Genomic DNA, 24,109 nt, shown 5'->3' on the forward strand with positions numbered 1-24,109 from the left:
TGATTGGCCGGGCGCGCGCCCGCATGTATGCGGGGTGTTGTTGCGGGTTGTGGTCGCGGGGTCGGCGTGTGCCCGCGGGTCTTTGGGGTTGTGGCTTGGGGGGCTGCGGGCTTGCTGGGGTGTTCGTCTGTGAGTATGGCGCGGTCGTGGCGCCTCGGTGACGTGCGGCAGCCCTGCGCATGGAGCGATTCACTAGATGCTGCAGCAATGCACTAGATAGCAAGGCATTGCACTGCTTACTATCCAGTGCAATGCTGCGCTAAGTAGTGCAACGCTACTGAGCAACAAGCCTGCGCGCGGCAAGATATGCTCGATAGCTGCTCCAACAAGATGTCAGCCGAGCCGTGCCGGGCAGCGCTGCACTAGTTAGGGAGCATTACACCAGTTAGGGAGCATTACACCATCTCCGAACTGGTGTAATGCCCCGCTAAATGGTGTAACACCACTTAGAAACAAGCATCATTGCGGCCTGATGCCTACTACGCGTTGGTGAGGACCATGTGAGCGGCCACGGGTCAGTGAAATGGTGCGTAGCGCCGGACTCGTTGGCGGGGGCCGAGCTGCCCCTGACGTGTATCCGCGCTGTCGCTTGTTACGAGCGGGTCGTGCACCCCATCAGTGGGCATTGCACCCGCTCTGATCGGGTGTAATGCTCCTCAACGGGTGCAGCCCCGCAAAAGTCGCATGCAATTCCCATGACAGCATTTCAGATTTTGAAACTGAAACGTTGGAATTATGCGGTTTCTGAGATTTTGTCAATCTGTGCCCGTGGGGAATTGCATGCGAGATTGTTTGGTAAGGCAGCGTGGGCGCGCGGGGCGGTTAGTGGGTGGCCGCGCTGGTGTGGGGCTGATCCAGTTGGGGTCTTCTTGATCCAGTCGTAGGCGACGCGCTCCGTGCCGATGGTGGCTCGTGAAACGCGCGTGAAACTTGGCCGTCGGCCCTGGCGGATCGTGAAACGTCCGTGAAGCCGTCATGGCGTCCGCTAGCAAGGTGTAACTCTGCAAGTGCGCAGCAACCCACGCAGCAATAACCCCGACCGCAACAACGCAACGACACAACCCCACCCAGCCAGTGCCCCCACCCCGCAACCCCGTGGCATCTCCCCCAAACGACGCCCACTGCCTCGTTCGTGGGTATGAACCTGGTTAGACTGGAACGCATGACTGAAAACGCGCAGCTTGTTGTGACCCTGTCCTGCCCGGACCGCCCCGGCATCGTGCACGCCGTGACCGGCGTGATCGGCGAGTCCGGTGGCAACGTCATCCAGTCTCAGCAGTTCGGCGACTCCGACACGGGTACCTTCTTCATGCGCGTCGAGGTCGACTCCCCGAAGGGCCGCGCCCCCATCGACGAGGGCCTGGCCCGCGTCGCCGAAGAATTCGGCGCCACCTACCGCGTCGACGACCTGGGCCGCAAGCTGCGCACCATCATCATGGTGTCGCGCGAAGGCCACTGCCTGACTGACCTCCTGTATCGACAGCAGACGCAGGGCCTGCCCATCGACGTGATCGCGGTCGTCGGTAACCACCCGGACCTGGCACCCGTCGCCCAGTTCTACGGCGTCCCCTTCCTCAACATCCCTGTCACGAAGGACACGAAGGCCCAGGCGGAACGCCAGCTCCTCGACCTCATCGCCTCCGAAAACGTTGAGCTCGTCGTCCTGGCGCGCTACATGCAGATCCTCTCCGACGAGGTCTGCCGCGCCATGCAGGGGCGCGTCATCAACATCCACCACTCCTTCCTGCCCTCATTCAAGGGTGCGCGCCCCTACGCGCAGGCCCACGAGCGTGGCGTGAAGCTGATCGGCGCGACCGCCCACTACGTGACCGCCGACCTCGACGAGGGCCCGATCATCGAGCAGGACGTCACCCGCGTCTCCCACGCCGACTCCACGCCCGACATGGTGGCCCTCGGCCAGGACGTGGAGCGCCGTGTCCTCGCCCAGGCCGTCCGCTTCCACGCGGAGCGTCGCGTCCTCATGAATGGCAACCGAACGGTCGTCTTCTCGCGCTGAGATCCTCCCGAGGGAGTTAAGGCGAGGCCGGGGCGCGGTCCGCGCGCACGCCGAGCCTGACCGCCCGAACGGCGCGCCGGCCTCGTGACGCCCCGCTGGCGTGTCGCAACCTGTAACAAGGGTGCGTGCGGCCATCTGGTCATATTTGCGCGATATGACGCCCCTGTGTGGAGCCTCTTGTCACTTGGTGGGGAACGCTAAGACGTGATCTTTCGGTCATTTAGTGGGTAAGTGTCGCATTGACCGCCTGATAAATGGCACACTTGTTACGTGGACGAAACGACTCAGCATCGCACCCCCATCACCGGCTACGTGCCCGGGGGTTTTGACATGTTCCATCAGGGACACCTCAACATCCTGCGCGCCGCGCGTGAGCGCTGCGATCGCCTCGTCGTCGGCGTGACCTCGGACGAGGCCCTCATCCGCATGAAGGGCCGCGCCCCCGTCATCCCGCTCAAGGAGCGCTGCGACCTCGTGTCGTCGCTGCGTTTCGTGGACGCGGTCGTCGTTGACCTGGACCAGGACAAGCGCCTCGCCTGGCGCCTCCAGCCTTTCGACGTCCTCTTCAAGGGTGACGACTGGAAGGACACTCCGAAGGGCGCCGCGCTCGAGGCTGAGATGGCCGAGGTTGGCGCGCGCGTCGTTTACCTGCCGTACACGCCGTCGACGTCGTCGACGAAGCTGCGCCGTTTCATTGCGCCCGAGGATTTCTCTGACGAGGCCCCGGCGCAGGACGGCGAGCAGGCTCCGGAAGGGGAGGCGCAGTGAGCCTGCCCGTCGTGATCGAGCCGGGTTCCTCCTGGGGGACGCGTTTTAGCGCGTACCGTAGCGCGCTTGCCGCCGCGCAGAAGCCGGGCGCGGGCGTCCCCGCGTACATGCGTTGGGTGAACCGCGGCGCTGCGCGCGTCGTGGCCGCCGCCTGCGCGGCTTTCGGATGGACTCCGAACTTCGTCAGTTTCATCTCCGTGTGCTTTTCGACGGTGGGACTCATCGTCCTCGTCGCGTTCGAACCCGCGTGGTGGACGGGCCTCATCGTGGGCACGGCTCTCGCGGTCGGCTTCATGTTTGACTCCGCGGACGGCCAGGTCTCGCGCGTCACGGGTGCGTCCTCGAAGACGGGCGAGTGGGTGGATCATGTCGCCGACGCGTTCCGTTCCCCGGCGATCCACTTCTGCACCGCCGCCGCGGTTATGGTCTACCGCCCCGAGTCGTGGTGGCTGGCTATCGTCGCGCTCGTCTACGGATGGGTGACCTCGGGCCAGTTTATGAGCCAGATCCTCGCCGAGCAGTTCGTGCGCGCGGCGGGCCGCAAGCAGACGCGCGGTGGGAACCTGCGTTCCTTCGTGCTGCTGCCCACCGATCCGGGCGTGCTGTGCTGGTCCTTCGCGGCGTGGGGCTTCGGCGTTCCTTTCATGGTGCTCTACACGTTCCTTGCCGTTATTGCGGTTGCGCATTCCTCGATTTCGCTGCGTCGCCGCTTCCGCGACCTGCGTGCCCTGGACGCGGCCGCCAAGCAGGCCGCTAAGCAGGGGGAGTCCCGTGCCTGAGCTGTCCGTCCTGCTGCCCGCGCGTAACGCGGCGGGCACGATCACGCGCGCCGTGGCCTCGACGCTGGCGGCTATGCCGCGCGACGCCGAGCTGGTCGTCGGCAACGACTCGTCGTCGGATTCGACGGTCGGCGAGGCCATCCGCGGCGCGTCGCGTGGGGGAGTGGTCGATCCTCGCCTGCGCATCGAGGACATTACCCCGGGTGAGGGCGGCGTCTCCCGCGTCCTCACCCAGCTCATGGAGCGCACCGACTCGCGCCTCGTGGGCCGCATGGACGCCGACGACGTGTCCCTCAAGGGCCGCTTCAAGCGCACGATGCGGGCCATCGAGCGCGGCGACGACATGGTCTTCACGCAGATGATCGAGCTGCGCGGCTCCCGCCCGGTGCCCCGCATGCCCTACGAGATCACGCCCGAGGACATGGGCTGGCACCTGCTGCTCACTAACCCCGTGTGCCACCCGACCATGCTCGCGACCCGTGAGATCATGGACCGCGTCGGCGGCTACCGCAGCGTTCCCGCCGAGGACTACGACCTGTGGATGCGCGTGGCATCCGCGGGTGGGCGCATCCGCCGCATTGCGCCCTGGGGGCTGCTGTACCGCATTCACCCGGGCCAGGTCACCGGAAACGCCTCGTGGCGCTCGGATTCGTGGAAGAATCCGGAGCAGGCTCGGGCCTTCGCCGACCTGTCGGTATCTCTGACGGGCCAGGAGCTGCCGCGCCTGGTCTCGCTCGTTTCGCTTCCTCGCGACGAGGCCGAGCGTGAGCTCGACCGATTCGTGCAGGTCTACACTCAGGGGGTCGCGTCTCGACCCGCACCGTCTCGCCGCGCTCTCGAGCGCCGGCTCAATGCGCGCGCCGCGTGGGTGCGCTCTCACCTCCAAGGAGAACAGTCATGATCCTGACCCCTCCGCCCGCGGGCGGCCAGCAGATTCTTCGTCACGCGCTGGCACGCCGCTGGACCTCGATCGTTGCGGGGACCGTGGCCGGCCTGGTCGTAGGTGTTGCAGCCGCCGTTGGTATCCCCGTGTCGCACTCGGCGGCCGTGTCGATGACCGTGACGTCTCCGTCGCTCACCCCGGCTCCCGTCGTGCGCGCCTCCCTGTCGAATACGACGGACATGGTGACCGAGCAGGGCATCGCGAAGTCCGCCGCCGTCCTCGACGTCGCGGCCGCGCGCCTCGGCAATGGTGTCACTGCCGAGGAGCTTCGTTCCAACATGGAGGTGTCGGGCGACACGAACGGCACGATCGTCAAGATCGAGTACGTGGCTCCCACGCGCCAGCAGGCCGTTGACGCCGCCGACGCGATTGCCAACGCCTACCTGACCGAGCGCACCGCTCTCGTGGAGCAGCGCGCCGATGAGATGGCCGCCGGCGTCAACGAGCAGATCGAGGCTCTCGAGACCGAGCTCGCCTCCCTCCAGCCCCTGACCGACGAGGACGGCAACACGAAGGACAACCCGCGCGCCGCCGAAATCCGCACCGAGCTGACGAAGCTCGCCAAGGATGCCGAGCAGCTCGCCCCCTATCACGCCACCGCCGGCCGTGTCATCACCCCGGCCGCGTCCTCAAGTGACGAGGTCTCGCCCTCGAAGTTCCGCCTGATCCTCATCACGACCGTGGTCGGCCTCTTCGCAGGCCTGGTCCTGGTGCTCATCCGCGAGACCCGCTCGCGGTCGCTGATCTCGCCCACGCAGCTCGCCGACCTGACGGCTCTTCCCGTGTGGAGCGCTGAAGAGGGCGCGCCCGAACCGTGGCTCGCTCCCACCCGCATGCTCGCGATGGCGATCGACCGCGACCACTGGGTCGACCTGATCGTCGACGCCTCCGACCCGCAGGCCCGCGACCTGCACCGCGTCCTGTCCGCCTCCCTGGCCGAGACCCGCGTGCCCGCGCCGCGCCTTATCGACATCAAGCAGCCTCTGGCCTCGCTCCTCGACGAGGTCCGTCCCTCCCGTCACGTCCTCGTCGCTGTGCGTAAGGGCCACGACCTGAAGGCGCTGCACGCCCTCCTCGACGAGCTGGCGATCATTAACCGCGAGGTGAACGGCTTGATCTACCTGGGTGACCAGGTGGCCGCACCCGCCTCCGCTTCCGCAGCTCCGGCTCCTGCCGCCGAGGTTATCGAGCCCGAGGCTGAGGAAGAGACCGCGGAAGAGACGTCCTCGGAGGTCGCGGAGTCCAAGCCGTCGAAGGAAACGGAAGACACGTCCAACTCCAAGAAGTCGAACGCCAAGGCTTCCTCGAAGAAGGGCAAGAAATGAGCGCCGAGGAGACCACCGTGGCCGATCAGTTGGCCGCCTCCATCTGGCACGTTGACCGTACTGCGCGCGTCTCCCAGCTGATTTCGGGCGACCCGTCGGATCCGCGAGCGCTCGTGCTCGTGCGCGATAACGGCCGCAACTCGGCGTTCGTCGAGATCGAGGGCACGGACCATCCGGAGACCGATCCGCGCGTGCTCGAGGTCGAGCCGGCCCCTGCGCGCGGCTGGGAAGAGGGCGCCGGTGCCGAGGTGGACGCGACCGTTGTCATGTGCACGGTCGGCTCCTGCGACATGCTTGAGCAAGCCGTGCGCGCCATCCTCGCGCAGGATCACCAGCGTTTCACGCTCGTTGTCGTCGATAACGCGCCGCACACCGGCCTGACCCGGGAGAAGCTCGCGGGCATCGACGATACGCGCCTGAGCATCGTCTCTGCGTCCCGTCCGGGCCTGTCCCGCGCCCGCAACCGCGGCGTGCTCGCTGCTCGCGGCGAGGTCATCGTCTTTACGGACGACGACGCGATCGTCGACCCGCACTGGCTCACCGCCATGATCGACCCGTTCACGGCCTCGCCGTACGTGGCCGCCACGACGGGCATTGCGCTGCCCCTGGAGCAGCGCTACGCGCCCCAGCGCTGGTTCGAGTCGCGCGGCGGCTTCCCCAAGGACATGTCCCCGCGCGTCTGGTGCGTCGGCGATATCCCCGAGGGCCTCGAGGTCTTGGGCGAGAAGGGTGACGGTGGACCGCTGTTCCCGATCACGACGGCCCGCGTGGGCGCAGGCGTGTGCATGGCCATGCGTCGCGACGTCCTCATGGAGGTCGGCCCCTTTGACCCGGCGCTGGGCGCCGGCACCTCGACGCGCGGCGGCGAGGACCTCGACATGTTCGCGCGCATCCTGGCCACGGGCGACGTCATCATCCACACGCCTGACGCCCTCGTGCACCACCGTCACCGCGTTGACGAGGCCGGCCTGGATAAGCAGATCCGGGGCAACGGCTCCGGCATGGCGGCTCTTCTGACGAAGGCGATCATCGCGAAGCCCTCCGTGCTCGGTACGCTGGCGACCCGCGTCCCCGGCGTCCTCAACCGCGTCAAGCCCGGCGGCGCCCGCGTTGCCGGCACCGACGAGGATGTGCCCGGCTCGCTCACCAAGTCCGAAATCAAGGGTTTCCTCGAGGGTCCCTTCCTCTACCTGTCCTCGCGCAACCGCAACAAGCTTGGCGCCCCGCGCCCGGCCGAGCAGGACAGCGCGCACGGCAGCGCGACCACGCCGAGCAGTGCTGAGGAGGCCCAGGCCTCGTCCGCGAGGGAAATGAACGGCGAAGGGAACGGTCACGCGTGAGCCCACGTCGAGGACTCTGGGCCAAACCCGCCCCTGCCCAAATTGGGCCGCTACGAGAGGACGCGCAGGATCTGCCTGCGTGGCCCTTTGTCGTGGCCTATTCGGCGTACTTCCTGTGGTGGGTGCTCGGTTCCGGTGACCTGATGTGGCCGCTGTTCGCGTCGATCATGCTTGTGTTCATGATCGGCCGACACGGCCTGCGCTTCCCGCCCGGATCCATCCTGTGGGTGTTCTTCCTGGCGTGGGTGCTGGCCTCGATGACGATGCTCGACACGGGCGGGCGCGTCATCGGCGCGTTCTATCGCTTCCTGCTGCAGATCTCGCCCGGCATCTTCGCGGTCTACGCATTCAATGCGCGCAAGTCCCTGAGCGTGCGCACGATTGTTGGCACGATGTGGGGCTTCCTGGCTTCGACCACCATCGGTGGTTTCATCGCCATGGCTGCGCCGACGCTGCGCTTCAAGACGCTCATGTACTACCTGGTGCCGCGCGCCCTGCACTCCAACGACTTCGTCAAAGAGTTCACGAAGCGCGCGACCACCCAGTGGAACCCGTCGTCGTGGATCCTTTCCGACCCGCGCCCGTCGGCCCCCTTCATCTACTCCAACACCTACGGCAACGTCTACTCGCTGATCTTCCCGCTCGCGCTCGTCTTCGCGTACGTGCTGTGGCGTGAACGCTCCAAGTGGCGTTTCCTCGTGGCCGCCGTGTGCGCGCTGTCGGTCATCCCGGCCGCAGCGACGCTCAACCGCGGCATGTACATCGGCCTGCTCGTCATCGTCGTGTGGGTGGGCTTCCAGCGCCTGCGCGCGGGAGCTTGGCGCACCGTCCTGGGTATCGTTGCGGCCATCGTCGTGGGTGTCATCGCGTGGCTGGCCACCCCGGCCTCGCAGTCGCTCCTTGAACGCGTCGCGGCCTCCTCCTCGACGGAGGACCGTGCCTCCAACTACCTCGAGACCCTGTACGAGCTCCAGCAGTCCCCGCTCTTGGGCTTCGGAGCCCCGCGCCCCTCGTCCTCGCCGTGGCTGCCCTCCCTGGGCACGCAGGGCCAGTTCTGGACCGTCATCTTCTCCTACGGCCTGGTCGGCCTGGCCCTGTTCCTCGCCTTCTTCCTGCGCATGTTCCCGCGCATCTGGCGAGCCACGGACGTGTACGGCTCAATCCTGGGCGGCATCATCCTGGCGACCCTGGTGGAGCAGTTCTACTACGGCATGAACACTGGCCTCATGATCTCCGTCGTCGCGGTGGCGCTCCTGTCGCGCCACCTAGAGGAGGAGAGCGATCCGATCAAGCGTGCCGAGGCCGAGCGTGCAGATGCCGCGAGCGCCGGTAGCGTCGCGGGAACTGTCCGCGCCGAGCGTGCCGTGCGCATGGGGCAATGGACAAGCCCCGCCGCGAACGACGGGGCTTTTGCCACTGAGATGCTTGCTCGACTCAACAAGTCGGGTCGTCGGGGAACGAGAAGCCGGACAGCTTCCACGCGCCACCGTCCTTCACAAACTGAAAATAGGTGAGGGCGCGGGTCATGGTCGTGTCGTCCGTCAGCGCAGTTCCCGCGTCGTTGAGGACGCGAACGTTGGAAGAATCGACGCACGCCGAGACCGTGACGTTTCCGGCACCGTCATCGCTGAGGATGTGCACGTCCTCGAGGGTGGGGGATCCGGTGGTGTGGGTGCCGTCCCTCGTCCACTCGAGAGCCTGCGCGTCGAACTCCTCCAGCGCCGAGGCGGTGAGCACGGAAGACAGGTCGGTTGCACGAGCCTGCTCGGGGTCCGTGTACGCGTCCCACAGGGTGTTCATGACGAAAGTGGCCTGCCCGGCAGCCTCAGCATCCGTGGCCAGCGAGCCGGATGCGTTCGCGGGGCCACCCGACTGTGGGGCGATGGTCTTCGGAACGGACTGCGGGATGTCGGACTGCGCGTCGTCGTCGGCGCTCTGCGCGCCGGACGTGGCGGACGCGCCGGACGCGGCTGCGTCGGTGTCAGAGGAGCCCGTCAGGCGCAGGAAGCCGACGATGACGAGCGCGATGATCAGGAGGATCGCAGCGGCCAGAAGGCTCTTCTTGCGGGCGGGGGAGAGCGAGTTGATGAAGTCCATGTGTATCCCATCGGTAGGTTATAGAGAAAGGCTACCGCGCGGTAGCGGGAAGGTTAATCATGAGTGAGGCAAATCAAGCCAGGCGTTCCCTCGCGCGCGGCGGCATCGTTGGCTTCGTCGGAGCGGCCGCCTCCGCGGTCCTGGGCTTCGCGTTCACGATCATCCTGTCGCGCATGCTGGGCGCCGAGGGAGCCGGTATCGTCACCCAGGCGACCGGCGTTTTCGCGATCGTCATGGCCCTGGCTAAGGTCGGCCTCGACTCTACCGCGATCTACCTGATGCCCCGCCTATCTTTGGATGCGCCTGAGGAGATCCGCGCGACCCTGTCTTTCATGGCCTCGCTGACGGTGGGTGTGTCCACCGTGTGCGTCCTCATTCTCGAGGCCGTGGCTCCGTTGATCTGGAACGCTGAGGTGACGGCATCGACGCGTGCGGTGCTGTGGTTTGTGCCGATCGGCGCCCTCACCCTCGTCGCATCCGCCGCTCTGCGGGCGCTCGGCAACATGCGCGAGTACGTCCTCGTTCAGAACCTGCTGCTGCCCGGCCTGCGCCCGCTCCTCGTCGCGCTCGCGGCCGCGTTCACCGGGTCGCTTGCCTTCGTGTCAGTCGCCTGGGCGCTGCCTTTCGTCGTCGTCCTCGTGGCCGCGTGGTGGCTACTGCTGCGCCACATGCCCTCGGCAGCTGATTCGGTGGGGCGCTGGCCGAGCGCGCAGCGGCGTCGTCAGGTCGTGTCCTTCGCCCTGCCTCGTACCCTGACAGCCGGCCTTGAGCAGGCGCTGCAGTGGCTGGACGTCCTCCTCGTTGGCCTCCTAGCCGGAGACGCGGCCTCGGGCATCTACGGTGGTGCCATTCGCTTCATCCAGGCGGGCATGGTCGTCGACACCGCTCTGCGCGTCGTCGTTTCCCCGCAGTTCTCCAAACTCTTGCACCAGGGTAAGAAGAAGGAGTTGCGGGACCTCTACAGCACGGCCTCGATCTGGCTTGTCCTGTTCGCAGCCCCCATCTACGCCCTCATGGCGATCTACGCGCCCGCGCTCATGCGCATCCTCGGTGACGGCTTCGCTCCCGGAGCGAATGTCCTCGTGGTCCTGTGCATTGGCTCCATCGTGACTTTCACGGCGGGAAACATTCACTCGCTGCTCATCATGAGTGGACGCTCCGGGTGGGCAGCGGTCAACAAGATCGTGGTCCTGAGTCTCAACGTTGTGGGTAACGTCATCTTTATTCCTCGCGGAGGAATGGTTGCGGCGGCCATCGTCTGGGCTGTGTGCATGGTGCTTGACGCAGCCATGGCGACCGTTCAGGTCTCGCGGTTTATCGGTGTGACACCGAAATTGTCGGAAGTGGTCAAGCCGATTCTGGTTGTGGGTGTATCTGCGGTGATTCCGGGCGGGTGTATAGCATGGTGGCTGGGCCGCGATTCTTTCGTTGCGACCATTGGTGGGTCGGCGCTCTCGGTCCTGGTTTTCGCCTGTGTTTGCTGGATGTTTAGGGATCGTCTGCACCTGTCGGGACTTGGGTCCCTCGCGAGGCGGCGCCGGGGGTAGGGATGGGGTGCGTGATGCACCTGTGAAAGTCTGACTTGACCATTCGGTTGATCTGATGGCGATTGTTGTGTAATTATTTATGCAACAAGTTTCCGTTCCCTCCGAAAGGTCGTGTCATGGCTTCTGCGATTTCGCGCCTTGCAATCCTTGCAACTGCGCCGATTGTCGCCTGTGCTTCCATCGCGCTCGCTCCGACGGCTCACGCTGTTGGTGCAGGTCAGGGAGATTCTGCACCCGGTCAGGCTGTCGTTCGCGACGGTTCGAGCGCTGCGACTGCCGCCGCGTCGTGCTGGGACATTAAGCAGCGGAATCCTGAGGCTGCGGACGGCGCCTACTGGCTTCAGACTCCCGCGATGGATCACCCCGCCCAGTTCTTTTGTGACCAGACGACAGATGGTGGCGGCTGGGTCCTGATCGGCCGCGGCCGCGAAGGATGGGAATCCTGGAGCGGTGGCAAGGGTGATCCTGCGAAGCTGACCTCTCGCTCGCGCACCTCCGATGACTTCGAGGTCGTCCAGCTGTCCAACAAGGCCGTCACCGAGCTGCTTAATAATGAGCCGGTGAAGGACCAGGCTGACGGCGTGCGCGTCATGCGCTCCTGGAGCGCATCGGGCCGCTCCTACCAGACCATGGATCTTCAGTTCCCGAAGATGACCGACTTCGTGTGGCCCTTCAAGATGGCCCACCCGGTCAACGTCCAGCTGGACAAGGGTGGCTGGCGCTCCGGCCTCATGTGGGGCCTGACCGGCTACGACAACGAGTGGAACGGTCTGCAGACCTACCCCTCGGCTCGCACCACGGGCTGGAAGATGGGGTGGGGCTACGGTGCTCTCGTCGCCAACTGGACCGGTGACGTCACCTCTGCGACCTCCTACTTCCGCAAGTCGGGCCTGACGGTCTTCCCCTACGCCGAGGCTTACGTGCGTCCGCGCATCTCCTCGGATTCGGCCGACTTCGCCCGCATCCCCGATGAAGGCCTGGGCGCCTCGACGGTCTCAGCTACCGTTTCCCCGTATGCGGCCAAGACCTCGTGGGGCGTGAGCGGTAACCTCAACGGTTCCGTGAAGGAAGGCAACATCCAGGTCCAGGCTTTCGCCCAGGTCGGCTCCACCATGTACGTGGGCGGCAACTTCACCGGCGTCAAGCAGGGTGAGAAGGGCACCGAGATCTCCTCGCGCGGCCTCGCGGCCTTCGATGTGGCCACCGGCGACTTCACCGGCCAGACCTTCGACTTCAACGCGCAGGTCAAGGCCCTCCTCGCCCTGCCTGACGGCCGCCTCCTCGTCGGCGGTGACTTCACCCGCGTCAACGGCGAGGCCCACTCCGGTACCGTTGTCATCAATCCCTCGACCGGTCAGATCGACCCCTCGTGGGACCTACAGATCACCAACGCGCTGCGCGGCGGCGCCGTGAGCGTTCGTGCCCTGACCTACTACGACGGCAACGTCTACATGGGTGGTGCCTTCACCCACCTCTCCGGCGGTGGCAGCTCCCGGGTTTACGCGCGTAATGCTGGACGCGTCTCCCTGAGCGGGCGCCCGGACCGTTCGTGGAACCCCGAGATCAGCGGTGCCGTTCAGGCCGTTGGCGTTTCCGAGGCGAACAGCGCTTTCTACGCGGGCGGCCACTTCACCACGGCGCACGGCAACCAGCGCGCCTGGTACGCGGCCAAGTTCTCCACGCAGCCGGGCGCGGCCGTGGACACGGACTTCGACTTCGTGCCGTCCAGCGCCACTGCCGGTAAGTACCAGCAGACCATCGCCACGGCCGGAAACCGCGTCTACATCGGCGGCTCCGAGCACAACCTGTTCGGCTACGACGCTGCCACCAACCAGCGCGTCTCCGGTGCGATGACCTTCAGCATGGGAGGTGACCTGCAGGCCACCACCGTGTCCTCCAAGGGCGTCATCTACGGCTCCTGCCACTGCTCCGATGCTGCCTACCAGGACATGTACGTCTGGTCGATGAACGGCTCCTGGTCGCGCGTCGACGAGATCAAGTGGGTTGGCGCGTGGAACGCCGCCACGGGTGAGAGCCTCAAGTGGACCCCCTTCGAGCTCTCCTCGCTCCGTAAGACCGGCGCCTGGGCGCTTGAGACCGATAACTACGGCAACCTGTGGGTGGGCGGCGACTTCACCCTCTCCCACACCGACGCCACGCACACTCAGTGGAACGGCGGCTTTGCCCGATACGACAACCGTGACAACGTCGCGCCCGAGGCGCCCTCCCTCCTGCGCTCCACTGCGTCGAACGATTCCACCGTGACCCTCGCCTGGGAGGGTGTCGCCGACGCCGTGTCCTACGAGATTCTGCGCGACGATCGTCCGATCGCCACCTCCGAGACCACCAGTGTCGAGGTGCCGCGCGGCGGCGAGGACCGCTACTTCGTGCGCGCCGTCGACGCCGAGGGCAACCGCTCCGCAACCACCGCGGTCTACACCGCTCCGGCCCCCGGCCAGGCCGACGCCTCCAACCCGGTCCTGCTCGAAGCGAACGCGACGTGGAACTACCGCGCCGAAGCCAGCGCCGCCCCCGAGAACTGGGCCCAGGCCTCGTTCGATGACTCCGCGTGGCCGACCGGCGCAGCACCGCTGGGCTACGGCGACTCCGCGATCGCGACCCAGATCGCCACCAAGGGCACGCGCCCCGTGACGACCTACTACCGCACGCACTTCCAGGTGGCTGACGCGAAGGCCCTCAAGGGCATCAACGTCAAGTACCTGGCCGACGATGGCGCCGTCGTTTACATCAACGGCGTCGAGGTGGACCGCACCCGCATGGGTGCCGGCACGGTCAGCTACACGACCCGCGCCGACTCCGCGCCCAACTTCGCCGCTGCCTCCGCCTCCCCCTCGGAGATCTTCGTCCCCGCTTCCGCGCTGAAGACCGGCGACAACGTCATCGCCGTGGAAACGCACGTCAACTACATGCGCACGGCCACCGTCTCCATGCAGGCCTCCATCTTCCGCGTGGAAGGCACCCCGGACGACAACAGCTCCGTTCCCGCCGAGCGCAGCACCGAGCCGACCGATGCGACGCAGCCGATCAACGCGGCCTCCGTCAAGTCCGGCACGGTCATCCAGACCGGTGACGAGTGGAACTACTGGACCTCGACGGAAGCCCCCGCCTCCGACTGGGCCACGACCGGCTCCCTCCAGAGCTGGAACCGTGGCTCCGGCCCGATTGGCTGGGGAGACTCTGCCGCGGTAACCGCCCTCGATATTGCCAAGAAGGATCGTGCGATCACGTACTACTTCGCGCGCGACATCGACCTGGGCGCGATCACCCCGAACACCTCGCTGACCGTCAAGGTGCGCGCGGATGACGGCGTGGTTCTGCGAGTCAATGGCAAGGTCATCGATACGAAACGTATGTCCGATGGAAACATTACTCACACGACCTACGCGAACTCGGCTGTGAGCGCCTCCAAGGCATCCTCCGATCTGCTCGAGGTCACCATCCCCGCGAGCCTCTTGACAGGCGGCGTGAACCGCATCGGCGTTGAGGAGCACCTCAACTACAAAGGCTCGCCCTCGATGACCTTCGACCTGAACGCGACTCTTGTGAAATAAGGGAAGAATCGTTCTTTTCCTCTCGAGTTCGCGCGAGGTGTGAGCCGGTGAAAATGGTTCGATCCAGCTCGTGAATCGTGTTGACAGGTACAACCCCCGCCTTATTTTGGCGGGGGTTGACTTGTATGTGGTAAACGACTCCCACGTTGTCCTAACCAAGTGGTTGAACGGTGGCAATTATCGTGACACTATAGAAGTAACCATTTACGCGATACCTGTGAGGACCCCATGAGTTTTATGCGCCGTTGCATGGCGCTCGGACTGGCATCAGTGACCGGCCTGAGCGTTCTTGCATTCTCCCCGGCTGCCCACGCAGCCGCCGACCCGCTCCACGATGGCCTGAGCGAGGCCACCGCTGCGGCCTCGTGCTGGGAAATCAAGCAGAACGACCCGCGTTCTCAGAACGGAACGTACTGGCTGCAGACCTCCACCATGGAGGCCCCCGGCCAGTTCTTCTGCGACCAGACCACGGACGGCGGCGGCTGGGTCCTCATCGGTCGCGGCCGCGAAGGCTGGGAGACGTGGAGCCAAGGGAAGGGCGACCAGGAGAAGCTCAAGACCCGTCCGCGTACGGCCGGCGACTTCGACGTCGTCCAGGCCTCGCACGAAACCGTCAACGGCCTGCTCGGCGGCACCGCGGTCTCCGACCTTGATGACGGCATCATGGTCCAGCGCGCCTGGAACCACAGGGGCACCGCCTACCAGACGGTACGCATGCGCTTCCCGAAGATGCGCGACTTCATCTGGCCCTTTAAGAGCGCCCACCCCGTGGACGTGAAGTTCAACCGCGAGTGGTGGGTCAACGGCGGCATCGTCTGGTCGGGCTTCGGCACGAACACTGGCTGGGGATACGTCAACCTGACGGCCTCCGCGCAGAACAAGTACACGATGGGCTGGGGTTACGGCCCTCTCGCCACGTCGTGGGCCGACACGTCCTCCTCGACGTCGTACTTCCACTACAACGGCTCGATCATCAACCCCTACGCCGAGGCCTACATCCGCCCGCAGCTGCGCTCGACGGATGCCAGCTTCCGCGCCATCGGCGACGGCGGCACGCCCGCCGAAAAGCAGAAGGACACCGCTTCTGAGTTCGCCTCGCCGATGTCTTGGGGCGTGACCGGCAACCTCAACGGTTCCTACAAGGAAGGCAATATCCAGGTCCAGGCCTTCGAGCAGATCGGCTCGACCATGTACGTCGGCGGTAACTTCACCGGCGTGCAGAAGGGTAAGAACGGCCAGGAGATCGCATCCTCGGGTCTCGCCGGCTTCGATGCGACGACGGGGGAGTGGAACGGACAGACCTTCTCCTTCAACAACCAGGTCAAGGACCTCGCTGAGCTGCCTAACGGCAAGCTCCTCGTGGCCGGCGACTTCACCCGGGTCAATGGTGAGACCCACGTCGGCACGGTTCTGATCGACCCGGCGACCGGTCAGATTGACCCGTCGTGGACCCTGCAGGCGCGCACCGGCGCCAACGGTGGCCGCGTCTCGGTGAAGTCCATCAAGATCATCAACGACCACATCTACCTGGGCGGTATCTTCACGCACTTCCAGGGCAACGGTGCGTCGTGGACCTATGCCCGTAACGGCGCGCGCCTCGATATCAACGGCAAGCCCGACCGCTCGTGGAACCCCGAGTTCAACGGCACCGTCATTGATATCGACGTTGACGAAAACGAGACCTACTACTACGCTGCCGGCTACTTCACGCGCGCGCACAACCTGGTCGTCGAAAATGCGGGTCGACTGTCCACAGCCACCGGCGCTGCGCTGGACTCGTCCTGGACCTTCCAGCACTCCTACCTGATCGGCAAGTACCAGCAGACCGTCACCGCGCGCAACGGCCGCGTGTACTTCGGCGGCTCGCAGCACTCGCTCTTCGGATACAACTCCGACTCGATGACCCGCACCTCGGGTTCCATCACCATGCAGAACGGCGGAGACGTTCAGGCGAGCACCCGCTCCGCCACGGGTGTCGTCTACGCCTCGTGCCACTGCTCCGACTTCGCCTTCCAGGACGCCTACCACTACCTGACGCTGGGCACCTCCTGGACGCGCGCCGACGAAATCCAGTGGGTCGGCGGCTGGGACGAGGCCACGGGCCGCCAGCTCGGCTGGACCCCCTACCGCCTGTCCTCCCAGCGTTTCACCGGCGCGTGGGCCCTCGAAATGGGCGACGACGGCGCGCTGTGGGCAGGCGGCGACTTCAACTACTCCTACACGTCGCTCACCTCGGGACAGTGGTCCGGCGGCTTCGTGCGCATGCCTGCGCGCAACGCTACCGCACCCGCCGTGCCCGCCAACCTGCGCGCCTCCGACGGCAACTCCCAGCAGGTGACCCTCAAGTGGTCCTCCGTGCCCGGTGCCGTCTCCTACGACATCCTGCGTGACGATCGTCCGATCGCCACCACGACCTCGAACTCCGTGACCGTGCCCCTGGGCGGCAAGAACCGCTTCTTCGTGCGCGCTGTCGCCTCCGACGGCCTGCGCGGCGCGTCCACGCACGCCTACGTGGTCGACTCCAACGGTAAGCCCGCGCAGCCCGACGATTCTTCGCTGCTCGTGGACGAGGACGACACCTGGGCGTACCACTGGTCGACCGATCCGGTCGCCGAGAACTGGGCCCAGACCTCGTTCGACGACTCTGCATGGAGCCGCGGTGCATCCCCGATCGGCTACGGCGGCCCCGGCCTCAACACGAAGCTGACCCCGGGCACGGCCAAGACCCGCCCCGTCACCACCTACGCGCGAATCAACTTCACGGTCGCTGATCCCACCGCCATCGGCGGCGTCAACGTCGCCGTGACGGCTGACGATGGTGCCGTGGTGTACGTCAACGGCAACGAGGTGGCTCGCCAGCGCATGGGCGATGGAACGGTTGACGCGTCTACATTCGCATCCGCCTCTGTCTCGACGCCCTCTGCGCGAGCCGACCGACAGCTGGTCTTCGTCCCCGCGGACAAGCTGGTCGCCGGCGCGAACACGCTGGCCGTCGAAACACACCTGAACTACCGCTCCAGCTCGTCGATGACCATCGACGGCATGGTCCAGGTCGTCACTAAGGGCAACGAGCCGGCACCCGCTCCCGCGCCCGAACCGGAGCCGGCACCCCAGCCGCAGCCGGATGTTCCGCTCACGCCTGACCCGGACAAGCCTCTCGAGGTCCTCGACGTGTCTGCGCTTAACTTCGGACCCTTCCTGTTCTCGGGCATGTACTGGAACTACTGGAACTCCAAGGAAGCGCCCGACGCCAAGTGGAACTCCACCGCCGACCTGTCCTCGTGGAAGCACGGCGCCAGCCCGCTCGGCTGGGGCGACCGCGACGCCGGTACGCCCTTCACGATGCCTGCGGCGAACCGAGCCATCACGAACTACTTCGTGCGTGACATCAACTTCGGTACCCTCAGCGCAGACTTCGAGCTCACCCTCGATGTCCGCGTTGACGATGGCGCAGTCATCTACGTCAACGGCACCGAAATCAAGCGCGTGAACATGCCGGAGGGCACGATCGACGCCAACACGCGAGCCTCCTCCAACGTGGGCCTCACTGCGGCGAAGAACAACCTCGTGCGGGTCACGGTGCCTCGCAAGGTGCTCAGGGACGGCGTCAATCGTATCGCGGTCGAATCGCACGCCAACTACGCGAACGCCGCATCCGTGACCTTCGATCTCAAGGCAAGCCTGGTGAGGTGATCTCCATGACCCTGACGTCTACCCCTGCCGGCGGCTCGGAAGAGGTCGAGGCCGCCGGCGCGGTCGGCGCCCTCGCGACCGACCCCGCGTTCGACGCCATGGCGCAGCGTGTGCTCACCCGCGGGCACACCACCACGTGGCTGAATCACTGGTCCCTCCTGCACGCCGACTTCCGTGCGCTCGCGCGCATGAACACAGTTGGCTTCGATGGGACACTGCTGCAGATGCGCCTGCGTGCAGCAGGCCACGAGGTCGCCCGAACCTCTGCTGACCTCGTTCTGCCGCATGTCTTCGACCGTCTCGCTGATGGCACTCGCATCACCCTCATTGGTGCTGTGCCCGAGGCTGGTCAGGCTGCAGCCGAGCGCCTGTCGCGTTTCGACGTCCAGGTCATCGACGGCTACGAGGGGCTGCGTCGATTCAAGGCGGATCCGTCTGTGCTCACCTCCTTCGATCCACGACTCGTGATCGTTGGCCTAGGCGCGGGTCTGCAGGAAGTCGTCGCTTCCGTCGTGCTCGAGCTCCTTCCCGAGGCCTCCGTGTGTACCGCGGGCGGCTGGATCGACCAGTATGCGCGTGCCGCCGACGACTACTTCCCGGACTGGGTGCATGCCGCCCGCCTCGGGTGGGCCTGGCGCATCGCGCATGAGCCGAAGCGCCTCACGAAGCGCTACACCGTCGAAGCCCTCGACTTCGTCGCTCACGCGCCCGAGCTCATCTCGCGGCTCGAGGCGATGGGTAGCTTCGACGATCTCGGACTGGTCGGTGGTGTGACGCTTCGCTGATAGAGGTTGACGCTAGTCGCTGTGAAGGAGGCCGGCCCTGCGGGGTCCGGCCTCCTTTGCATCGCCAGATCGACTGGTGACGGCTGTCGGCGTCTATGGATGCTGTGGCTGGTCTCGCATATGGCGACGTGCGCTGCATCAAGGTGGAAAGCGACAGGTCAGGCCCTCTTTCGTGCATGAGCAGTGGTCGGCTTTCGGGAGTGCATAAGGGGCGCGCACGAGGGAGGGAACGTGGCGCTGAACGTGTCTCAAAACGCTTCTTGATGGATGCTTAAAAAGGGTTATGCAGTGAATGGCGTGGCCCACATAAAACATTATGAGGGTGTGACGGCTCCCTGTAATGCAGGTGGTAAAGAGCGCTCCTGCGTTTAAGTGTCAAGCTCTCGTAAGAGTTGTGAACTGCTCACTGTGTGCACACTGCCGCGTAGTGTGAATCGAGCGCTATCGCACGGTGTTCGTTTGTCGACGTGGTCTCACAATGGGTGAGGCGCGCGTGTTTGCGCCGTCGTATGCGTTCTGGCAAGCCGCTGATGGAGCACGATGAGGTGTTGAGAATAAAGGTGTGGCCCGAGCCAATCGGCTCGGGCCACACCCAATCACACACAGAGAGGAAAGACTTAGTAGGCGCCCTCGTGACGCAGGAGCGCGGGAATAGTCTGGAGCATGATCCACGTGTCGAGGGTCAGGGAGCGGTGCTGGGCGTAGGAGAGGTCCAGGTGGACGGTCTCATCCCAGGAGAGGTTCGAGCGGCCGGAGATCTGCCAGAGGCCCGTAATGCCGGGGCGAACGGCGAACTTGCCCATGACGCGCGGCTCGTACTGAGCGACCTCGCTGGGGAGCGGGGGGCGCGGGCCAACGAGCGACATGTCGCCACGCAGCACGTTGAACAGCTGGGGCAGCTCGTCGATCGACGTCTTGCGCAGGAAGGCTCCGATGCGTGTAATACGCGGATCGTTCGCCATTTTGAACATGATCGAATTTCCGGCGGAAGAGTCTGCTTCGTTGGCCTCCATGAGGGATTCCTTGAGCTCTTCGGCGTCCACGCGCATGGTGCGGAACTTAAACATGGTAAAAGTCTTGCCGTCGAGCCCGACTCGCTCCTGGGTGAAGAAAGCGGGGCCGCCGTCGTTCAGGCGCACCATGAGGGCGACGATGATCCACAGCGGAGTCAGCAGGATAATGCCGAAGAGAGCTGCGAAAATGTCGCACATGCGCTTGATGGCGTTGTCGGCGGAGGCGGCAAGATCCGACGCGTGCTCGAATGCGAGAGCCGTGGATGCGGCTCGTGCGGTGGGCTTCGTCAAGGTTGTCATCTGTGCGTCTTCCTTCTACTTCCTCAAACTCAAATGCTGCATGTCGGTTAGAGCGGAGAAAACCGCTCCAAACTGGGATATTTACTGAGTAAATGATCCCCGCGCAACTCAGTCACCGTTAGGTGTTAACCCTAGTCTATCCATATGGTTAGCTTGGTTGCTAACCAAAGGGTTAAGTACAAGCGAAAAAAGGCTGTGATTTCGTGCACCTGACGAGTTGTGCAAGTCAGATCTGAAGGTCCTGTGACCAGCTGGTAGCTTGCTGACACCTTGGCAGAATGCGCGGAAAACCGCCGAGCGATAGACTGGTCAGCGTGTCGTGACTGGCGAACAGGTGGGCCACCACCGGGGAGCGACGCGTCGGCATCGATAGCCGCCCGCCTGGGCTAGAGGCCACTGCCAACCATCATCGGATGATCAATAGGAGAACCCCATGGATTCCCTCAATGACATGACACTTGCGCAGCTGGATCCTGAGATTCAGGCCGTTCTGGACGCCGAGCTTGGCCGTCAGCGTGACACCCTCGAGATGATCGCCTCGGAGAACTTTGTTCCGCGCGCCGTCCTCGAGGCGCAGGGCTCGGTCCTCACCAACAAGTACGCCGAGGGCTACCCGGGTCGCCGCTACTACGGTGGCTGCGAGTTTGTGGACGTCGCGGAGTCTCTCGCCATCGAACGTGCGAAGCAGGTCTTCGGTGGCGACTACGTGAATGTTCAGCCTCACGCTGGTGCGCAGGCCAACGCTGCAGCGCTCATGGCCATGGCGAATGTCGGCGACCCGATCCTGGGCCTGTCCCTGGCCCACGGTGGTCACCTGACCCACGGCATGCGCCTGAACTTCTCGGGTAAGAACTACAAGGCCGTCGCCTACGAGGTTGACCGTGAGACCATGCGCATTGAGCCCGAGAAGGTTCGTGAGGCTGCCCTTGCGGAGCGCCCGCGTGTCATCATCGCCGGCTGGTCCGCCTACCCGCGTCACCTCGACTTCCAGGCCTTCCGCGACATCGCGGACGAGGTCGGCGCCGCCCTCTGGGTGGACATGGCTCACTTCGCAGGCCTCGTGGCTGCGGGTCTGCACCCGAACCCCGTCCCCTTCGCCGACGTGGTGACGACGACCGTTCACAAGACGCTGGGTGGTCCTCGTTCCGGCATGATCCTGTCCTCGCGCGGCGAGCAGTGGGGCAAGAAGCTGAACTCTTCCGTGTTCCCCGGCCAGCAGGGTGGCCCCCTCATGCACGTGATCGCCGCGAAGGCCATCGCCATGAAGGTCGCGCAGACCGACGAATTCAAGGACCGCCAGCGCCGCACCCTCGAGGGCGCGCAGATCATTGCCGAGCGCCTGGGCGCTGACGATGCGAAGAAGGCCGGTATCAAGCTGGTCACGGGCGGCACCGATGTGCACCTCGTCCTCGTCGACCTGGTCGACTCTGAGCTCAACGGTCAGCAGGCCGAGGATCTGCTGCACGAGGTCGGTATTACCGTCAACCGTAACGCCGTTCCCTTCGATCCCCGTCCGCCGGCCGTCACCTCGGGCCTGCGCATCGGCACCCCCGCCCTCGCGACGCGCGGCTTCGACGCCGAGGACTTCGCCGAGGTTGCGGACATCATCGGCACGACCCTGTCCCAGGGTGCGTCCGGCGGCAACGTTGAGGTGGATGCCCTGCGCGCCCGCGTCAAGAAGCTGACGGACAAGCACCCGCTGTACGCTGGGCTCTGATCGTGAGGGCTCCCTGGGAGGGCCCCGCTGGGGTCTTGGATGGAAAGGCGACCGCTGCCGCCATTAAGTCGGAACTGAAGGCGCGCGTCGATCGTCTGCGTGAGTCCGGTGTTGTCCCGGGCCTCGGCACGATCCTCGTGGGTGAGGACCCCGGGTCCGTTGCCTACGTCGCCGGAAAGCACCGTGACTGTGCGGAAATCGGCGCCGAGTCGATCCGCGTGGACCTGCCCGCTGACGCGACGCAGGAGCAGGTGGAGGCCGCGATCGATCAGCTCAACGCGGACCCCGCCTGCACGGGCTACATCGTGCAGCTGCCGTTGCCGCGCGGAATCGATACGAACGCTGTTCTGGAGCGTATCGACCCCGCGAAGGATGCGGACGGCCTGCATCCGATGAACCTTGGGCGCCTCGTGCTGCGAGGCTCGGGTCCCATCGACTCGCCGCTGCCGTGCACGCCGCGCGCGGTCATCGAGCTCATGGAACGCCATGGGATCGACCTGGCCGGCAAGAACGTGTGCGTCATTGGTCGAGGCGTGACCGTGGGGCGTTCGATTGGCCTGCTGCTCATGCGCAAGGAAGTGAACGCGACGGTTGATGTGTGCCACACGGGCACGACCGATCTGGCCGATCACGTGCGCCGAGCGGACGTCATCGTGGCTGCGGCTGGCTCCGCTGGGATCATCACCCCCGACATGGTGGCCCCCGGCGCCATCGTCCTGGACGTTGGCGTGAGCCGCGTGCAGGGCGAGGATGGCAAGGCTCGTCTGATGGGTGACGTTGCAGACGGTGTGGATGAGGTGGCCAGCTGGCTGAGCCCCAACCCCGGCGGTGTCGGCCCGATGACACGGGCCCTCCTCGTGACGAACGTCGTCGAGGCTGCCGAACGTCAGGCGGGAATCAGCGCGAACTGACAGACGTGCGTGGCCTCGGCACACGAGGCGGTCGCCCGCGAACGCAGAGGAGGCGCGGTGAGGATACCCATTCCTCGCCGCGCCTCCTCGTTCCTCTAGACTGAAGAAAACTCGCGTAAGGAGAAAACGATGACTCTGACGGTGACCACCGTGAACCTCAACGGCATCCGCGCCGCCCACAAGCGCGGCTTCCTTGACTGGCTGGAGGGGTCAGACACGGATGTGCTGCTCATGCAGGAGGTGCGCGCGCCCGAGGAGATCTCCCGCGAGATCATGGGCGAGGCCTGGGAGAGTGTGTGGGTTCCCTGCCGTATCAAGGGCCGTGCGGGTGTGGGTGTAGCCGTGCGACGCGGGCGTGCGGTCCTGGAGGGTGAGCCCCGCCTGATCCTCGACGATGCCGAGACGGATGTGGATTCGGGCCGTTGGCTCGAGGCCGTCGTGCGTCCCGAGGGCGGTGACACCCCCGTGCGCGTCGTCTCTGCGTACTTCCATTCGGGCGAGAAGGATACCCACAAGCAGGAGGCCAAGATGGCGCATCTGCCCCGTATCGGCGCGCGTATGGCAGAGCTGATTGCCGAAGAGGCCGCCGGGGGCATCTCCTCGCTCGTGTGCGGCGACTTCAATGTCGTGCGCAGCGAGGCTGACATCAAGAACTGGAAGCCGAACCACAACAAGCGTGCCGGCGTCCTCGACGAGGAGATCGCCTTCCTCAACCAGTGGGTGGAGGAAGGCTGGCGCGACACTGTGCGCGACCTGGCTGGCGACGTGCAGGGCCCCTACTCGTGGTGGTCGTGGCGCGGTCAGGCCTTCGTCAACAATGCGGGCTGGCGCATCGACTATCAGTACGCGACGCCCGCCCTGGGCGAGCGCGCGCGTTCCTTCGAGATTGGCCGTGCCGACGAGTATGCGGAGCGCTTCTCGGATCATGCGCCGGTCTCGGTGACCTACGAGATCTGACGTTTTATCGACGAGGCCGCGGCCTGGGTGTCCTTCCCGGGCCGCGGCCTTTCGCGTATGCGGTGTGCTCGTCGTCTGTGGCGCACCCGTAGTCGCCACCGTCGCCCGCCCCAAAATTTCGCATGCAATTCAATTGTGTGAAGCTTCAACAAAGTCTGAAAACGTTGCAATTCCAACGATCTGAATTCATGATTTGAAATAGTCGTTGGGGAATTGCATGCGAAATTGGTGGGGCGGTCCCGGGGGTTAATACACATCCGGATAGGTAACGATCATCCGGATAGGTAACGATCATCCGGATAGGTAACGATCATCCGGATAGGTAACGATCATCCGGATAGCTTA

At 65.2% G+C, this 24,109-nt stretch carries 16 protein-coding genes and 1 riboswitch; of the genes, 14 read left to right on the top strand and 2 right to left on the bottom strand.

What is annotated here, in order from left to right; translation table 11 throughout:
* The first annotated feature begins 1,162 nt into the window (after window positions 1-1,162).
* From purU to HMPREF1137_RS05965, 7 genes are all read left to right on the top strand, one after another.
* Window positions 1,163-2,017, top strand: a complete 855-nt coding sequence (gene purU, locus HMPREF1137_RS05935) for a formyltetrahydrofolate deformylase (protein ID WP_007590017.1) — start codon at window positions 1,163-1,165, stop codon at window positions 2,015-2,017.
* A 270-nt stretch (window positions 2,018-2,287) separates the two neighbouring features.
* On the top strand, window positions 2,288-2,785 hold the full coding sequence (locus HMPREF1137_RS05940; RefSeq protein ID WP_007590008.1) for an FAD synthase family protein: 498 nt from the start codon (window positions 2,288-2,290) through the stop codon (window positions 2,783-2,785).
* Window positions 2,782-3,564, top strand: a complete 783-nt coding sequence (locus tag HMPREF1137_RS05945) for a CDP-alcohol phosphatidyltransferase family protein (protein WP_007590015.1) — start codon at window positions 2,782-2,784, stop codon at window positions 3,562-3,564. The genes HMPREF1137_RS05940 and HMPREF1137_RS05945 overlap by 4 nt, the downstream gene beginning before the upstream one ends.
* Window positions 3,557-4,465 (top strand): glycosyltransferase family 2 protein, encoded by a 909-nt coding sequence (locus HMPREF1137_RS05950; protein ID WP_007590003.1) that lies wholly within the window; start codon window positions 3,557-3,559, stop codon window positions 4,463-4,465. The genes HMPREF1137_RS05945 and HMPREF1137_RS05950 overlap by 8 nt, the downstream gene beginning before the upstream one ends.
* Window positions 4,462-5,832: a YveK family protein gene (locus tag HMPREF1137_RS05955; protein ID WP_007590000.1), complete on the top strand. Its 1,371-nt coding sequence runs from the start codon at window positions 4,462-4,464 to the stop codon at window positions 5,830-5,832. The genes HMPREF1137_RS05950 and HMPREF1137_RS05955 overlap by 4 nt, the downstream gene beginning before the upstream one ends.
* The gene (locus tag HMPREF1137_RS05960) at window positions 5,829-7,172 is read left to right on the top strand and encodes a glycosyltransferase family 2 protein (protein ID WP_007589997.1); all 1,344 of its coding nucleotides are present in this window, start codon (window positions 5,829-5,831) and stop codon (window positions 7,170-7,172) included. Before HMPREF1137_RS05955 ends, HMPREF1137_RS05960 begins: the two co-directional genes overlap by 4 nt.
* Complete coding sequence (locus HMPREF1137_RS05965) at window positions 7,169-8,686, top strand: O-antigen ligase family protein (RefSeq protein ID WP_034497104.1); 1,518 nt, start codon at window positions 7,169-7,171, stop codon at window positions 8,684-8,686. Before HMPREF1137_RS05960 ends, HMPREF1137_RS05965 begins: the two co-directional genes overlap by 4 nt.
* Here the strand turns inward: HMPREF1137_RS05965 and HMPREF1137_RS05970 are convergent.
* Window positions 8,607-9,269 (bottom strand): hypothetical protein, encoded by a 663-nt coding sequence (locus HMPREF1137_RS05970; RefSeq protein ID WP_034497108.1) that lies wholly within the window; start codon window positions 9,267-9,269, stop codon window positions 8,607-8,609. The two genes, HMPREF1137_RS05965 and HMPREF1137_RS05970, sit on opposite strands and share 80 nt — an antisense overlap.
* Before the next feature lie 59 nt (window positions 9,270-9,328).
* On the opposite strand from HMPREF1137_RS05970, the gene HMPREF1137_RS05975 reads away from it, so the two are divergent.
* The 4 genes from HMPREF1137_RS05975 (at window position 9,329) to HMPREF1137_RS05990 (ending at window position 18,866) form a co-directional block, all read left to right on the top strand.
* On the top strand, window positions 9,329-10,816 hold the full coding sequence (locus tag HMPREF1137_RS05975) for a flippase (RefSeq protein ID WP_007590016.1): 1,488 nt from the start codon (window positions 9,329-9,331) through the stop codon (window positions 10,814-10,816).
* A gap of 116 nt (window positions 10,817-10,932) precedes the next feature.
* A complete protein-coding gene (locus HMPREF1137_RS05980) occupies window positions 10,933-14,388 on the top strand; it encodes a fibrinogen-like YCDxxxxGGGW domain-containing protein (protein ID WP_007589996.1) in 3,456 nt (1,151 codons plus the stop codon).
* Between the two features lie 228 nt (window positions 14,389-14,616).
* Complete coding sequence (locus HMPREF1137_RS05985) at window positions 14,617-18,081, top strand: fibrinogen-like YCDxxxxGGGW domain-containing protein (RefSeq protein WP_034497111.1); 3,465 nt, start codon at window positions 14,617-14,619, stop codon at window positions 18,079-18,081.
* Window positions 18,082-18,086: 5 nt separating this feature from the next.
* Entirely contained in the window at window positions 18,087-18,866 is a 780-nt protein-coding gene (locus HMPREF1137_RS05990; RefSeq protein ID WP_502685352.1) for a WecB/TagA/CpsF family glycosyltransferase, read from the top strand.
* Window positions 18,867-19,483: 617 nt separating this feature from the next.
* Here the strand turns inward: HMPREF1137_RS05990 and HMPREF1137_RS05995 are convergent.
* Window positions 19,484-20,179, bottom strand: coding sequence for a sugar transferase (locus HMPREF1137_RS05995; RefSeq protein ID WP_007590014.1), 696 nt, complete (start codon window positions 20,177-20,179; stop codon window positions 19,484-19,486).
* Window positions 20,180-20,488: 309 nt separating this feature from the next.
* Window positions 20,489-20,573: riboswitch (ZMP/ZTP riboswitch) on the top strand.
* Between the two features lie 39 nt (window positions 20,574-20,612).
* Here HMPREF1137_RS05995 and glyA point away from each other — a divergent pair.
* The 3 genes from glyA to HMPREF1137_RS06010 all read left to right on the top strand — a co-directional run bounded on the left by glyA (window position 20,613) and on the right by HMPREF1137_RS06010 (window position 23,764).
* Window positions 20,613-21,896 carry a serine hydroxymethyltransferase gene (gene glyA, locus HMPREF1137_RS06000; RefSeq protein ID WP_007589995.1) on the top strand — a complete coding sequence of 428 codons (1,284 nt, stop codon included), beginning with the start codon at window positions 20,613-20,615 and terminating at the stop codon, window positions 21,894-21,896.
* Between the two features lie 2 nt (window positions 21,897-21,898).
* Window positions 21,899-22,807 carry a bifunctional methylenetetrahydrofolate dehydrogenase/methenyltetrahydrofolate cyclohydrolase gene (locus tag HMPREF1137_RS06005; protein WP_034497114.1) on the top strand — a complete coding sequence of 303 codons (909 nt, stop codon included), beginning with the start codon at window positions 21,899-21,901 and terminating at the stop codon, window positions 22,805-22,807.
* Between the two features lie 129 nt (window positions 22,808-22,936).
* Window positions 22,937-23,764 carry an exodeoxyribonuclease III gene (locus tag HMPREF1137_RS06010; protein ID WP_007590020.1) on the top strand — a complete coding sequence of 276 codons (828 nt, stop codon included), beginning with the start codon at window positions 22,937-22,939 and terminating at the stop codon, window positions 23,762-23,764.
* Window positions 23,765-24,109 lie beyond the last annotated feature (345 nt).

The organism is Actinomyces sp. ICM39 (assembly GCF_000282935.1).
In the GTDB taxonomy this organism is placed as follows: Bacteria; Actinomycetota; Actinomycetes; order Actinomycetales; family Actinomycetaceae; genus Pauljensenia; species Pauljensenia odontolytica_B.